Origin of the sequence: Hymenobacter guriensis (assembly GCF_015773195.1) — a bacterium.
Lineage (GTDB): Bacteria > Bacteroidota > Bacteroidia > Cytophagales > Hymenobacteraceae > Hymenobacter > Hymenobacter guriensis.
The window spans coordinates 37,591-51,436 of record NZ_JADWYK010000010.1 but is presented as its reverse complement, the minus strand read 5'-3'; the positions used below and the strand labels follow the sequence as shown (position 1 = coordinate 51,436).

The following is a 13,846-nucleotide window of genomic DNA, read 5'->3' as shown; positions in this document are numbered from 1 at the left end:
ACGATCGTGGCCATTTGTCGCTTCGTGAACAGGTGGAGCGCCAATACACCTGGTCTGAATTCCGGGCCTGGGAAGAGTGGCAGCAGGGTGGACGGCAGATTTTTGATTTTTCTGCCGGGCTGCTGGAGATGCTGGAGCTGACTGACGCCAGCCAAGTCGGCGTCGAACGACTGCGCTTGCCCTATCCCCGGCTGTACATGGATTTGTCCGCTGCCGGCCTGCACCTAGCGGGCGCAGATTCACCCCGGATAGAGGGCGTGTACCTGCTGGAGGATACGACCGACTTAGTACCCGGGGGGAAGCTGCAGGACCGTATGATTCACCTGGAGTTTACGGGGGAGTATATGCCCCATTTCGCCCACGTCAATGAGCACCTGATAGAGCTGGCCGGGCGGGGCTTCCATACCTATACCCTACTGCAGGACGTGGACGAGCGCGGCGCCGAGCCGCTCGTATTGCCTACCACCATCGGGAAGGTCGTCGCGGATGCCACTCGCACCTTCGCCACCTTCCTGGTAGAGGGCACCGACGAGCAAACCCAAGCCAAAATAATTGACTTGCACAGCACTTTTCTGGCCCGTACGGTTAACCTGATCGTGAATTGCCTGCTGTACCTGATGTATCCAGAGCGGGAGGTGAAGCGGGCGTTTTCCCCGGGACTGCCGGGACACCTGGCCACCCGTTTGGCAAAAGCCACGACGCGCCGTCGGCGGCAAGTAGCGGAGGCTGACCTGGCGACCGCAGGATACACCCGCGTCACCTTCGTCGGCAGCAACATCCCTACGCGGGCTGAGCGCACCGCCGGGCTGCCGGGTGCCGTGGCCCCGCACTGGCGCCGCGGGCATTGGCGCAGGCAGCGGTTAGGCCCCAGCCTGCAGGAGGAAAAGCTGCTGTGGATTCAACCCACCCTGGTCAACCAGCGGGAAGGAGAGCCGGTAAAGGGCAGGGTATACGGGGTGTAGCTGCCGTGTACAACTGTTTACCTCCTACGCTTACCCTTGACCTATGAGCGAGAAAGCTGTCTTTACCTTTACTCCTTACCTGCCTGCGTTGGATAAGTTTTGGCAGGCCTACGCGTCGGAAACCTTTCTGGCGGACGTGCCACGTCCGAAGCCCCAACGGAAGGCGAAAGCCGCGCAGAAGTGTCGCTTCTGCGGCCGCAACGGGCTGGAAACGAAGTTTAAGCACAAAGCCCACCTGATTCCCCGCTTGCTGGGCAATGAGCACTTGTTATCGGACTTTGAATGCGACGACTGCAATCTGAAATTTTCCGCGTGGGAGAATGATCTGGCCAATTATCTCGGCATTTTTCGGACGGTGCGTGGGGGTACTGGAAATGCTAAGTTGCCGACCTTTAAATCCAGCGATAAGCTGGTTACGGCCCGCCCCGGAACCTTTATGGGCGTTCCTGGAAGCATTCTGATTGAACGAGCTGGCCTCGATAATGACGCCTTTACCATTCGGGACGAGGAAGGCATAGCGGAGATTAAGGTGGCCAAAAACCCCTATATCCCGATCAATGTCTACAAAGCACTGCTAAAGATGGCGCTGTCGGTGCTGGATCAGGACCAGGTCGGCCACTACAAGCCGCTTTTTCAGCTACTCGACGGCCAGATGCCGGATGCCCTGCTGGACCCGGCCCTGGTGGTGCACCACACGATGCCCAGCGGTCATTCCCTGGTACATCCCCATTGCTTTATGTTTCGCAAACGCGAAACACAGGACCGGCAGTTTACGCACCAGTTCTACCTGCGCTATCAGCACCACGTGTTTTGCGTACCGATTCCCTTTCACACAGCAGATATTGAACTGGGTCTCTTCGAGGGGGAGCAACTGACCTTGCGCTGGTGCCCGCCGCTGTTATTCAAGCCACCGCAGGACAGCGACGAACGTTGCCGGACACAATACGAGGAGCTACAATCGCACGAGGTGGTACGCGAGGAGGAGGTCATGGTGATGCAGATGACCCCGGGAGCAATCTCAAACAGTGTAGCGCTAGACATACAAAACGGCCGGCCTGCGCCGGCCGTGTTTGACCCCAAAGAGGTAATCAAGATTCATTTGGTGCCGCGTGGGTCCCAGATACAGTTTCCTGAGCAGGATGAATCAACGGGCAATAAATAGTAGACTGCGGGCATTCGTCAGCTAGCAAGGCCCAAAATTTCAGCAGGTTTAGTAAGCCGAATGCCTGCTCCTGCAGCAGTATTGCCGAATAGGTCAGCAATACTGCTGCAGGAGCAGGCATTCGGAATCATTAAGCGCTTTCTTACTGCGCTTTCTTACTATCAAGGTACTTAGACACGTCCGTTTTCACCTGCTCTATCAAGTTCTCGACGTAGTTAACCACGAAATCATAGCCCTCTTCCAGTTTGGGTTTGATTTCGGCAGCTAGCTCATGTGCCTTCTCGGCGAGGTTATCCGTGGTGACGCCGAACTGATCTGCTAACGTGTGTAAGTGAAGTTTAACGGACGTAGGCAAGCCTTTAGGAAAATCGAAACCGTCCGCTTTAGCCAGCTTGCTATTTTCCATATGCCGGGTTGAAGCGTTGCCGCCGGAGATTATCCGGGTATGGGAAGAGTTAGCAGGCCCACCCCCATCGATTACTGGTGCGTCCGCCGGCAGGTTCGCGCTCCCACCATCAATGGAGCCGCGGAAATAGTTGTCGTCGTGTTCTGAGTCAGGCTGCATAGTGTGGAATGGTTGAGTATGAAGAAAATAGCGCTTACTAATAAACCCAGGTGAAAGTTTCGTCTAAAAAGTTACCAGTACCAGTTCGCTCTCTTCAACAAGCAGTCTGTAAATGTGCCCGCTACGTCTAGTAGCGTCATGCAGCGTCGAGTGTTCCAGTAGTGGCTATCAACTCGGCCTCATAGTAGCAATCCCAATGCCCGTCATCAAGCCGGTACACGTTCACGCGCACCAGGTAGCCGGTTAACGGCTGCCGTTCCTTTACCTGGCCTCGCCAGAGTACCTGGTACGCGGTGGTATTTTCCCGCCAGATCCGCTCGCCCAGCCTAAAGGCGAACCCGTCGCCAGCGTGGAGGCCTGCCGTTTTCAGCGGAATTTCATGGGGAGTGGCCGCAACGGCATCTTGCTGGCATAGCTCCTCATGCCAGGCCAAAAGTTCCCCGCACACCGGGCAAAGCGCGCACTCCTCCAGGGGGACATCATCCACCCATTGCGACTCTGTAACCCCGACGGTTGGTTCCAATACCAGTCGGGCAGGTGCTTTCTTTCCGCTGACCATATGTGTTGTATACAAGGAATGCTATGGCTAAATGTATTAGTAAAAATAAATAAAATTAACGCAGCTGCAGTATGCATAAACCTTTATTGGTCTTGTAGCTAGGGCAATTGGTAATCTGTGTCAGCGAACCATTGACAATAATTTTAGTATACTTGGCGCTACACCTGTTTGTATCTGCTGATGCCTACCGTTGAATTGCTCCCCCTTTACTGAGCCCGCTACGACCTTATGGCTGCCCTTATTTGCCTCCCTGGTACCCGCTGGCTTTCCTTCGCCCGCCGCTGATGAGCTGGAGGGGCTGATGGATATGAACCGGCTACTTTTCCGCCACCCGGAGGCAACGTACCTGGTGCGCGTGAGTGGAGAAAGCATGAGCGGGGCGGAAATTCACGCCGGCGATCTGCTGGCCGTAGATAAGCACCTGATGGCCGATCACAATCATATCGTCATCGGCGTGATAGAAGGCGATTGCACCGTGAAGCGCCTGGTGCGCCGGGGAGCCAGCTGGTGGCTGCAGGCGGAAAACCCAGCGTTCCCTGACTACGAAATCACCGACCCGGACCAGGTACACATCTGGGGGGTAGTCACCCACGTCGTGCACGAGCTGATTCCGGGTAAGCTCACGGCGCTGCTGCGCAGCCGTGACTGAGCAGCGCTTAACGGCTAGCAGGAGCAGTACAAGGGGCAGCTGCTTTGCTTTTTCCCCTACTGCCCTTCTTGCGCTATGTTCGGCTTAGTTGACGGCAATAATTTCTACGTAAGCTGCGAGCGGGTTTTTCAACCTCGCCTCAATGGTCGGCCCGTGGTGGTCTTATCAAATAATGATGGCAATGTCGTAAGCCGCTCGCCTGAGGCCAAGCAAATCGGGATTGCCATGGGGGCTCCCTATTTTGAAATCCGAGGGTTGCTGCAGCAGCAGCGCGGCTATGCCCTCAGTTCAAACTATCCGCTCTATGGCGATATAAGCAGGCGGGTGATGGCCCGGCTCGCTGACCAGGTGCCTGCTATCGAAGTCTACAGCATTGACGAGGCTTTTCTGGATCTGCACGGCCTGACCAAGTGGCTGGGTTCGCTTGACGCGCACGCCCGGCGTATGCGCCGCGACGTGCTGGCCTGTACCGGTATTCCGACCTGTGTAGGTATGGCCACCACCAAAACGCTGGCGAAGGTCGCCAACCGACTGGCCAAGAAGTACCCCGAGCTGGAAGGTATCCTTCGCCTCGACACGGAAAGCCGGCGGGAGCGGGCGCTCCGCGCGCTTCCCGCCGCTGACGTGTGGGGCATCGGCCGTCAGTATGCCCAGGTCCTGACGGCCCACGGCATCCGCACGGCCTGGGACCTGGCAGGTGTCGGGGAGACCTGGGCCCGCAAGAACCTAGGCGGCGTCGTTGGCTGGCGGCTGATCCAGGAGCTGCGAGGCCAGCCCTGCCAGGGTTTACAGCCCTCGGAAGACGGGACCCTGAGCCGCCAAAGCCTTCGTTGCTCCCGGAGCTTCGGGCAACCTCTGACAACGTTCGACGATGTATGGGGCGCGCTGAGCACTTACATGGCTAAGGCCGCCGAAAAGCTGCGGACCCAGGGAGGGCAAGCGCACCTGCTCACGGTCTTTATCTGTAAGAGCCAGTATGATTCCCGCGTACGGCCGCCGTATACCCGTTCTACCACGCTCACGCTTCCAGGAGGAGCTACTTCTGATACCCTATTGCTGCTGGCCTATGGCCGACGCCTGCTGGAACGGATTTATGAGTCAGGTCACAGCTACGTAAAGGCTGGCGTTGTGCTCGACGGACTGGAGCCCCCGGGCCGTGGACTTCAGTTGGATTTATTTGCCGCCGCTGGGTCAGCCTCCCCCGCAAATGATGCTAAAAGCAAGGTGTTGATGCAAACAATTGATGCCGTGAATAAGCAGTTCGGGCGTAACAGTGTTCGGCCGGCCAGTTCGGTTGCCAGCGGGAATGCCCCCCCGTGGCAGAGCAAAGCGCTGTGGCGTACACCCGCCTATACCACCCGGCTTGAAGACCTGCTGGTAGTTAGGGTGTTGTTAAACAAATAGGGGAAAACCTCCGACTCGTCGGCAAAACCACGTATTTTCAGCAATTAGTGCTCTGATGGATAACGTGTTACTCGGAGCGCGAGCAAAGCGATAGCCTTAACGTTCGTTTATGCTACATTCTATCGATGGCCTTAAGGGACGTGTAATCCTATCGCCTCTCGATACTCATACGGCGAACTTATACCTTATCACTAGCATCTAGGCTGTTCAGCTGCCGAGTCGGAGGTTTTCCCCTATTTGTTTAACAACACCCAAAGGTGTAAAGCTGCTTCAGGGGCGAGAGTAGCTCCCAGGTTCGGGACGTCGACCAGGTCCGCCATCTCGGCTTCCGTGAACCGCTGCAGGCGCTGAAATTTGGCCATCCGCTTGTGGAGCGACTCCCAGCGGATGGGAAAGGGCCGGCCCCGGGCGTTGTAGTCGTCGATGAGCAGGCGCGTCGCCGGCAGATTCAGAAACGCGGCCAGGGAGCCGTCCGCCACCGTTTCGCGGAGCTGGTCCACGTCCTGCCGCTGCTGCACGTGCAGGTTCAGGTCCTTGTCCTGCTCGGCCATCTCGTCCAGCAGCTGAATGCGGTTGGCGACGTAGATAAGCTTCACATCTTCGGGCAAGCTACCCTCGCGCAGCAGGGCAGCCAAGCTGCTGGTTTTGCCCAGGCCCGTACCACCAAGCACGAGTTTCAGACCCTGCTGGTGTTCGGTGATGGCGCGGCGATAATAGTCGGTATAGTGAAAGCTCATGCAGGCAGCTTATGACGGGTGAGACAGCGGGGAAGGCGCTGCAAATAAAGGCACAATTGCTAATGAAATTACCACATTTACTTTGTCTAAAAAAATTAGTAATTGAGTGGAGCATTAAGAACGCCTCCTAGGCCACTGCTGAAGCACTTTGGGCTGGCCAGAGTAAGAGGGCTATTTCTTTCTTCGGAGCAGTCAAGCTATTGTTAGCCAGCGCGGAATGACCTTTTTTTGTTGCGTGCCTCTCTGGCAAAGGCAGCAAGAGTCTTTTTTGCGGGCACCCGGTGAAGACTAGGACGACTTGTTGAGAGTGGGGCTGATGGTTTGCCTCCGGGTGGTAAAGGCGTTACTTTGTAGACCCGCCCAACTGTTTGCTTAAGCAAATGGGCCGAGCTTCCTGCTTATTCTTCAACTACTGTTTTCGTGACCTCAAGCCAACACACTGCCCTGGTGAATTTTATCTGGGGAATTGCCGACGACGTGCTCCGGGACGTCTATGTGCGCAGCAAATACCGCGACGTCATTCTGCCTATGATAGTGCTGCGGCGCCTCGATGCCGTGCTCGAACCGACCAAAGCGGCCGTACTAGCCCAAAAACAACTGCTCGATGACTACAACATCACCGAGCAGGATGCGGCCCTGTGCCAGGCCTCGGGCCAGGCCTTTTACAATGCCTCGCCGTTCCGGCTACGCGACCTGCAGTCGCGGGCCATCAAGTCGCAGCTGGAGGCCGACTTCCGAGCTTACCTGAACGGGTACTCGGAGAACGTGCGTGAGATTCTTGACAAGTTCAAGTTCAACAACCAGATTCCGACGCTGCTGGACGCCGACGCGTTGGGCTTTCTGATTGAGAAGTTCCTGGCCCCCGGCATCAACTTCGCGCCCACGCCGGTGCTGAACTCGGACGGCAGCGAGCGGCTGCCGGCGCTGGACAACCACGCCATGGGCACCGTGTTTGAAGAGCTGATACGGCGCTTCAACGAGGAGAACAACGAGGAAGCCGGCGAGCACTTCACCCCCCGCGACGTGGTGAGCGTAATGGCCGACCTGATATTCAAGCCGGTGGCCGACCGCATCAAATCGGGTACTTACCTGGTGTATGACGATGCCTGCGGCACGGGCGGGATGCTGACCGCGGCCGAGGAGCGCCTGCACGAGCTGGCCGCCGCCCAGGGCAAGGAGGTGCAGATTCACCTGTACGGGCAGGAGGTGCAGCCCGAAACCTACGCCATTACCAAGGCCGACTTGCTGCTGAAGGGCCAGGGCCAGGAGGCGCAGAACTTCACCTACGGCTCGACGCTGAGCCGCGACGGGCACCAGGGCATGGAGTTCGACTTTATGCTGGCCAATCCGCCCTACGGCAAGAGTTGGAGCAAGGACCTGGAGCAGATGGGCGGTAAGAAGGAAATCAGTGACCGGCGCTTTGTGTTTCCCTACCAGGACGACCCGAAGTTCAGCCTGCTGACCCGCTCATCGGACGGGCAGCTGCTGTTTCTGGCTAACAAGCTGGCCAAGATGAAGAGCAAGACGGCGCTGGGCTCGCGCATCGCGCAGGTGCACAACGGCTCGGCCCTGTTTACGGGCGACGCGGGGCAGGGTGAGAGCAACATACGGCGCTGGATTCTGGAAAACGACTGGCTGGAGGCCATCATCGCCCTGCCGCTGAACATCTTCTACAACACGGGCATTGCCACCTACATCTGGGTGCTGAGCAACCGCAAGGAGGACCGCCGCAAGGGCAAGGTGCAGCTGATTGATGCCAGCAGCTGGCAGCAGCCCCTGCGCAAGAACCTGGGCAAGAAGAACTGCGAACTGACCCCGCAGCACCAGGCCCGCATCGTAGAAGCGTTTATGACGATGGAGGAAAGCGAGCAGAGTAAGCTCTTTCCCAACGAGGCGTTTGGCTACCACAAGATTGTGGTGGAGCGGCCGCTGCGGTTGCGGGTAGAGCTGACAGCCGAGCGGCTGGCCGAATTCGGGAAGGTGTGTGGGCTGAACAAGGAAACAGAACTGCCCTCCGTGGTAGCGGCCGTAGCCAAGCAACTGGGCATAGGACCGCAGCTTGATTTCAACGCGTTTGTGGCCGCCGTGCAGGCCGAGGCTAAGGCCCAAAAGCTGCGCTGGACGAGCAAGCGCGAGAAGCTGCTGCAAACGGCCCTGACTGAGCGCGACGAAACGGCTGCGCCCGTTTTCCGGCAGGTGTGGCGCGAGGGCGACGAGTTCACAGCCGAGAACCCCTTCCCTGAAATCGACTGGCGCGGTCCGGGTGAAGACGGCTGGGAGTACGCGGGCTACTTCTCTCACCCCGCCGATAAATGGGCTACGGTGATGTACGAGCCCGACCCGGAGCTGCGCGACACCGAGCAGGTGCCGCTGCTGGAAGAAGAAGGCATTACGGGCTTTATGCGGCGCGAAGTATTGCCCCACGCTCCCGACGCTTGGGTGGATGCTACCAAGACGCAGGTAGGCTACGAAATATCGTTCACGCGCTACTTCTACCAGCCGCAACGGCTGCGGACACTGGACGAAATTGCGGCCGACATCTTCGCGCTGGAAGCAGAGACGGATGGGCTGCTGCGCGACATTCTTACTACCCAAGAAGCTTAGAAGCTACCCTACTCTAATGGCTACGATTGAAGGAAAAACGCGCACCGTGCGCGAGCTATTGAAAAGCAAGAAATACGAAGTCGACTACTACCAGCGCGGATATAAGTGGCAGGAGAAGCAGATGCAGGAGTTGATAACGGACCTGACCAGCCAATTTGCCGATCAGTACAACGAGGAGGACGGCCGTAGCGCGGTGCGTAACTATAATCCGTATTTCCTGGGCTCCATCATTGTGAGTGACACGGCGGAAGGGCGTTTTCTGGTGGATGGCCAGCAGCGCCTGACCAGTCTAACCCTGCTCCTGCTGTATCTGCGGCGGCTACAGGCGGAACGGTCTGACCGGGTGAACGTGGATGAGCTGATTTACTCTGAGGTGTACGGAGAGAAGTCGTTCAACCTGAACGTGCCGGCCCGGCAGGCGTGCATGAATGCTTTGTTTGAGGGCGAAACGATAGAAGTTACGCCGGCTACCGACGAATCGGTCCGCAACCTGCTGGCCCGCTACGAGAATCTGTCGCAGCTTTTCCCGGAGGAATTGAAGGGTGCGGCGCTGCCGTACTTCATCGACTGGCTGCTGGAAAACGTGAAGCTGGTGGAAATAACCACGGACTCGGACGAGAATGCCTACACCATTTTTGAAACGATGAATGACCGGGGGCTGTCGCTGACGCCCACCGAAATGCTCAAGAGCTATCTGCTGGCCAACATACCGGATACCGCCACCCGGCAGGCCGCCGAAACGGCCTGGAAAGACGAAATAGCGCGGCTGCTGGTGTATGGCAAGGACACGCAGGCGGAGTTGTTTAAGACGTGGCTGCGAAGCCAGTACGCCGACAACATCCGGGAGCGGAGCCGGGGCGCGGCGGCTCGCGACTTTGAGCGCATCGGTACGGAATACCACCGCTGGGTGCGCGAAAAGGACGACAAGCTGCAGTTGACCCCCGGCGCCGATACCGCCCGCTTCATTCAGCGCGATTTTCTGTTTTATTCCCGCTGGTACCGGGCGCTGCTCGATGCCAGCCGCAGCCGTACGACGGGGTTGGAAACCGTGTTCTATAACGCGCAGCAGAATTTCACGCTGCAATACTTGGTGCTGCTGGCCACGCTACGGCCTACCGACCCGGATGATGTGGCCCGGCGCAAGCTGGAACTAACGGCCCGCTACCTGGACGTGCTGCTGAGCTGGCGCGTGTGGTGCGGGCGCAGCATTGGGTACGCGACCATGCAGTACGCCATGTTTTTGGCGGCCAAGCGCGTACGCGGCAAGGATGAGGCCGCGCTGGCCATCGAACTGCGTGCGATGCTGGCTGAAATACAGGAGACGCCGGCCACTGGCCCGGTGCCGACCCTGAACCAGCAAAACCGCAAGTCCCTGCACCGCCTGCTGGCCCGCCTGACCGACTACCTGGAAACGCACGCGACCGACCACCCGGGTCGCTACCCCGAATACGTGAACAGCACCGGCGGCGGGAGCTACGAGGTGGAGCACATCTGGGCGAACCACCCGGAAGACCATGCCGACGAGTTTCCGCAGAAAGAGGACTTCCGGCAGCACCGCAACCGTATTGGGGGCTTGCTGCTGCTGCCCAAGAGCTTCAATGCCAGCTACGGCGACCTGGCCTACTCGGAGAAGCTGCCGCACTACTTCGGGCAGAATCTGCTGGCCAAATCCCTGAATCCGAATTGCTACGAACACCATCCGCGCTTTACGAACTGGGTACAGCACACCGGGCTGCCGTTTGTGGCCTATCCCACCACTTTTGACCGGGCGGCTCTGGCGGCGCGGGGCGAGCTATACCGCCAGATGACCCTGCACCTGTGGAGCCCGGCCCGCCTGATTCCCGTGCCCGAAACTGCTGTCGCCGTATGAACCAGTCCCTATCAGCCTATCCCGAATACAAGCCCGCCGGCCTACCCTGGCTGGCGAAGGTGCCCGCGCATTGGGCAATAAAGCGAGCAAAACAGGTATTTCGCACCATTGACCAACGCTCAGAGACGGGCGCAGAAGAGAAGCTAACCGTGTCGTCGAAAAACGGCGTAGTGCCGCGGCGTGAGCAGAAGGTAACTATGTTCATGGCGGCATCTTACGTGGGCCATAAGCTTTGCTGGCCTGGTGACTTGGTGGTAAACAGCCTCTGGGCTTGGGCGAACGGTCTAGGATTCGCAAAGCACCACGGTATTATCAGCACGGCATACAGCGTATATCGCCCACTACCAGAGTATGGAGAAGCCGGGCCTTATCTGGACTATCTTTTGCGCTCATCGGCCTTCCAGTGGGAGTTTCAAATCGGGTCCAAAGGCATTTGGATTTCCCGTCTGCAATTGACGGATGACACCTTCATGCGAATGCCAATTCTGCTGCCCCCGCTGCCCGAGCAGCAGCGCATCGTGGCGTTTCTGGATGGCAAAACCCGGCAGATTGCGCGGCTGCTGCGCAACAAGCGCCAGCTTATCAAGCTGCTGACGGAACAAAGGCAAGCCATTATTCAACGGGCTGTGACCCAAGGAGTAGATGCTGATGCGCAGCACAGAGATTCAGGTGTGGCATGGTTGGGAGAAGTGCCGGCCCATTGGGAAGTAAAATCTCTCAAGCAAATTACTGAGCTAATTCAAACTGGGCCTTTTGGAAGTCAACTACATGCAGAAGACTACATAGAAGGAGGCATTCCAGTTATTAATCCTTCCCATCTCATAAATGGGAAAATTGTACCTGATTATAACGTCGCAGTATCCGAGCAATTTCGCATTCAATTAGAACGGCATACGCTTCACAAAGGAGATATTGTATTTGCTCGTAGAGGCGAGATGGGACGTTGCTCGCTTGTTACAGATGATTCAGAAGGATGGCTCTGCGGCACTGGGTGTTTGAAGGTTATCTTATCCAAGAAGATGGTTGTGCCGCTCTACATTTCTATTGTTCTAAGCTCACAAGGTATCAAAGACCTGCTTGTTTTAGAGTCAGTAGGCTCAACAATGGATAATTTGAATACCTCGATTTTAGGGAGACTACAGCTTCCTGTTCCGCCGATTGAAGAACAGGAAAATATACTTGAGTATATCAATCTCAAAACTCGCCTTATCGACCAAACCATTGCCCGCGCCCAACGTGAAATCGAGTTAATCCAGGAGTACCGCACCAGTTTGATTGTTGATGTTGTTACGGGCCGGGTGGATGTGCGGCATCTGGCCGAAGCAACCAGCGGCGCGGAACTGCCTGCCGAGGACGAGTTGGATTTGGAGGACGAGGAAAGCGAGGAAGAACTGTTAATCGAAACCGAAGATGGAAGAGACTGAAGAACTAGCTCTGTCGGCCGACTCGCCAGAACCCCGGCAGGACGTGCGCCTGCTGCGCTCCATCACACTCAACAACGTCTTGTCGTTTGGTCCCAAAACGCCGCCGCTGGAACTGCGAGCCTTGAACGTACTGATTGGGCCGAACGGGTCAGGCAAGTCCAACCTGCTAGATGCCCTGACTCTGTTCAAATTTGCGCCGACGCGCATTGGGGAAGCCGTGCGCCAGAACGGCAGCACCGTAGGCGACTGGATTTGGAAAGGTGACCCAACCGGCACTGCCGTAGTGGAGATTAAGCTGACCAATCCAAACCCAAAGCTCCAGCCGCTGCGGCATCATCTCAAATTCAGGGAAACGGGCTTTCGGTTTGAGCTGAATGCGGAATGGATTGACAGCGCCCAGGTTTCAGCGGGAAGTCACATGACGTTGCCTTATTTCGTCCGAGGCGATAAGCAAGGCAACTTATACAAGAGAAAGCAGGAAACCCACCACATGGACTACTCGGTGGAAGACCCCGACCAGTCCATTCTGGCCCTGCGGCGTGACCCGGTCCAGTATCCGCAATTAAGCTACTTAGCCCAGCTCTACGAAAAATTCCGCTTCTATCGGGAGTGGACCTTCGGCCGGAGTGCTGCCAACCGACAGGCTCAAAAACCCGATGTGCGCAACGACTATTTGGCTGAGGACGGGGTGAACTTGGGCTTGGTACTGAACCGGCTGCGGCGCAATTCTGAAGTGAAGGCCCGCATTCTGGCGAGCCTGAACGAGTTGTATGAAGGCATTACAGATTTCGATGTAGCGTTTGAGGGTGGCACGGTGCAGGTGTTTCTGCAGGAGGGAAAATTTCCCATTCCGGCGGGGCGCCTCTCGGACGGCACTTTGCGGTTTCTGAGCCTGGTCGTTGTCTTGTTAGACCCCACGCCACCACCGCTGATTTGCCTGGAAGAGCCCGAACTGGGCCTGCATCCTGATGCGGTGCTTACCATCGGTAAGCTTATTAAGGAAGCGTCAGAGCGCACCCAGCTGATTGTAACTACCCATTCCGATATTCTGGTAGACATTCTGGGCCGTACCCCGGAAGACATTATCGTATGCGAAAAGCACGAGGGAAAGACAGAGATGACGCGGCTCGAAGCATCAGAATTACATGGATGGTTGGAGCGATACAGCCTCAGCCAGTTGTGGACCCGTGGACATTTAGGAGGTAACCGCTGGTGAGAACAAAAAATACCCTGACCCTCTACGTAGAGGGCGGCAACCGTGACAGCCGGGCAGCCCTACTGGAATGCCAGCAAGCATTCAAGACTTTTTTGGAGCGTGCCGGCGTGCCGGCACGCGGCTTCACCGTCACCGCCTGCGGCGACCGCCGCACCGCGTTTGAAGACTTCAAATTTGCTGTGGAGCAGGGCGAAAACGCGCTGCTGCTCGTGGACAGCGAAGCTGGCGTGGCAACCGACACAGGCACGGGCCAGCCCGTGACCCCGTGGCAGCACCTGGCCGGCCGCAACGGCGATGGCTGGACGCCGCCCGTCCAGGCCACGGCGGTTCAGGTTCACTTGATGGTGCCCACGATGGAGGCCTGGCTGGTTGCGGACAAAGCCAGCCTGGCGGCGTATTACACCGGCAAGTTCGGCCGGGAGGCTTTCAACGAAAGTGCGCTGCCCCGACGCGACGACGTGGAGCAAGTCAGCAAAGAGGCCTTGTATGAGGCCCTGCAAAATGCCACCCGCCCCAACCGCAGCAAAGGCCCTTATCACAAGGGCAACCACTCGTTTGAAATTCTGAAAACGCTGAATCCCCAGGTTGTGGCGCGGGGCTCTTACCATTTCAGGCGCTTACTCTGTCATTTGAAAGCCGCGCTGCAAGCCGCTTCCATGGCCTGGCTGGACTGCGCCGAATTCACCGCCTGATA

Annotated in this window: 12 protein-coding genes; 9 read left to right on the top strand and 3 right to left on the bottom strand. The window is 57.5% G+C overall.

All coding sequences use genetic code 11. The features are described 5' to 3' along the window. The first annotated feature begins 14 nt into the window (after positions 1 to 14). Positions 15 to 962: a hypothetical protein gene (locus I5L79_RS15730; protein ID WP_196956023.1), complete on the top strand. Its 948-nt coding sequence runs from the start codon at positions 15 to 17 to the stop codon at positions 960 to 962. Between the two features lie 43 nt (positions 963 to 1,005). Next, entirely contained in the window at positions 1,006 to 2,124 is a 1,119-nt protein-coding gene (locus I5L79_RS15725) for an HNH endonuclease (protein ID WP_196956022.1), read from the top strand. A gap of 142 nt (positions 2,125 to 2,266) precedes the next feature. On the opposite strand, the gene I5L79_RS15720 is transcribed toward I5L79_RS15725, so the two are convergent. Together I5L79_RS15720 and I5L79_RS15715 are read right to left on the bottom strand one after the other, a co-directional pair. Further along, positions 2,267 to 2,689 (bottom strand): hypothetical protein, encoded by a 423-nt coding sequence (locus I5L79_RS15720; protein WP_196956021.1) that lies wholly within the window; start codon positions 2,687 to 2,689, stop codon positions 2,267 to 2,269. 136 nt (positions 2,690 to 2,825) lie between these two features. Further along, positions 2,826 to 3,212: a hypothetical protein gene (locus I5L79_RS15715; RefSeq protein WP_231403143.1), complete on the bottom strand. Its 387-nt coding sequence runs from the start codon at positions 3,210 to 3,212 to the stop codon at positions 2,826 to 2,828. 226 nt (positions 3,213 to 3,438) lie between these two features. On the opposite strand from I5L79_RS15715, the gene I5L79_RS15710 reads away from it, so the two are divergent. Both I5L79_RS15710 and I5L79_RS15705 read left to right on the top strand, forming a co-directional pair. Then, positions 3,439 to 3,897 carry a LexA family protein gene (locus I5L79_RS15710; RefSeq protein WP_231403142.1) on the top strand — a complete coding sequence of 153 codons (459 nt, stop codon included), beginning with the start codon at positions 3,439 to 3,441 and terminating at the stop codon, positions 3,895 to 3,897. A gap of 75 nt (positions 3,898 to 3,972) precedes the next feature. Continuing rightward, the gene (locus I5L79_RS15705) at positions 3,973 to 5,301 is read left to right on the top strand and encodes a Y-family DNA polymerase (RefSeq protein WP_196956019.1); all 1,329 of its coding nucleotides are present in this window, start codon (positions 3,973 to 3,975) and stop codon (positions 5,299 to 5,301) included. Positions 5,302 to 5,534: 233 nt separating this feature from the next. Here I5L79_RS15705 and I5L79_RS15700 read toward each other — a convergent pair whose 3' ends face one another. Then, positions 5,535 to 6,038 carry a hypothetical protein gene (locus I5L79_RS15700; protein ID WP_196956018.1) on the bottom strand — a complete coding sequence of 168 codons (504 nt, stop codon included), beginning with the start codon at positions 6,036 to 6,038 and terminating at the stop codon, positions 5,535 to 5,537. 420 nt (positions 6,039 to 6,458) lie between these two features. On the opposite strand from I5L79_RS15700, the gene I5L79_RS15695 reads away from it, so the two are divergent. From I5L79_RS15695 to I5L79_RS15675, 5 genes are read left to right on the top strand one after another with little or no spacing between them, the layout of a single operon-like run. Then, positions 6,459 to 8,642: a type I restriction-modification system subunit M gene (locus tag I5L79_RS15695; protein ID WP_196956017.1), complete on the top strand. Its 2,184-nt coding sequence runs from the start codon at positions 6,459 to 6,461 to the stop codon at positions 8,640 to 8,642. 16 nt (positions 8,643 to 8,658) lie between these two features. After that, positions 8,659 to 10,512 (top strand): DUF262 domain-containing protein, encoded by a 1,854-nt coding sequence (locus I5L79_RS15690; protein WP_196956016.1) that lies wholly within the window; start codon positions 8,659 to 8,661, stop codon positions 10,510 to 10,512. Continuing rightward, the gene (locus I5L79_RS15685; protein WP_196956015.1) at positions 10,509 to 11,936 is read left to right on the top strand and encodes a restriction endonuclease subunit S; all 1,428 of its coding nucleotides are present in this window, start codon (positions 10,509 to 10,511) and stop codon (positions 11,934 to 11,936) included. The genes I5L79_RS15690 and I5L79_RS15685 overlap by 4 nt, the downstream gene beginning before the upstream one ends. Next, positions 11,923 to 13,152 carry an AAA family ATPase gene (locus tag I5L79_RS15680; RefSeq protein ID WP_196956014.1) on the top strand — a complete coding sequence of 410 codons (1,230 nt, stop codon included), beginning with the start codon at positions 11,923 to 11,925 and terminating at the stop codon, positions 13,150 to 13,152. The genes I5L79_RS15685 and I5L79_RS15680 overlap by 14 nt, the downstream gene beginning before the upstream one ends. Further along, positions 13,149 to 13,844, top strand: coding sequence for a DUF4276 family protein (locus tag I5L79_RS15675; RefSeq protein ID WP_196956013.1), 696 nt, complete (start codon positions 13,149 to 13,151; stop codon positions 13,842 to 13,844). Before I5L79_RS15680 ends, I5L79_RS15675 begins: the two co-directional genes overlap by 4 nt. The last annotated feature ends 2 nt before the right edge of the window (positions 13,845 to 13,846 follow it).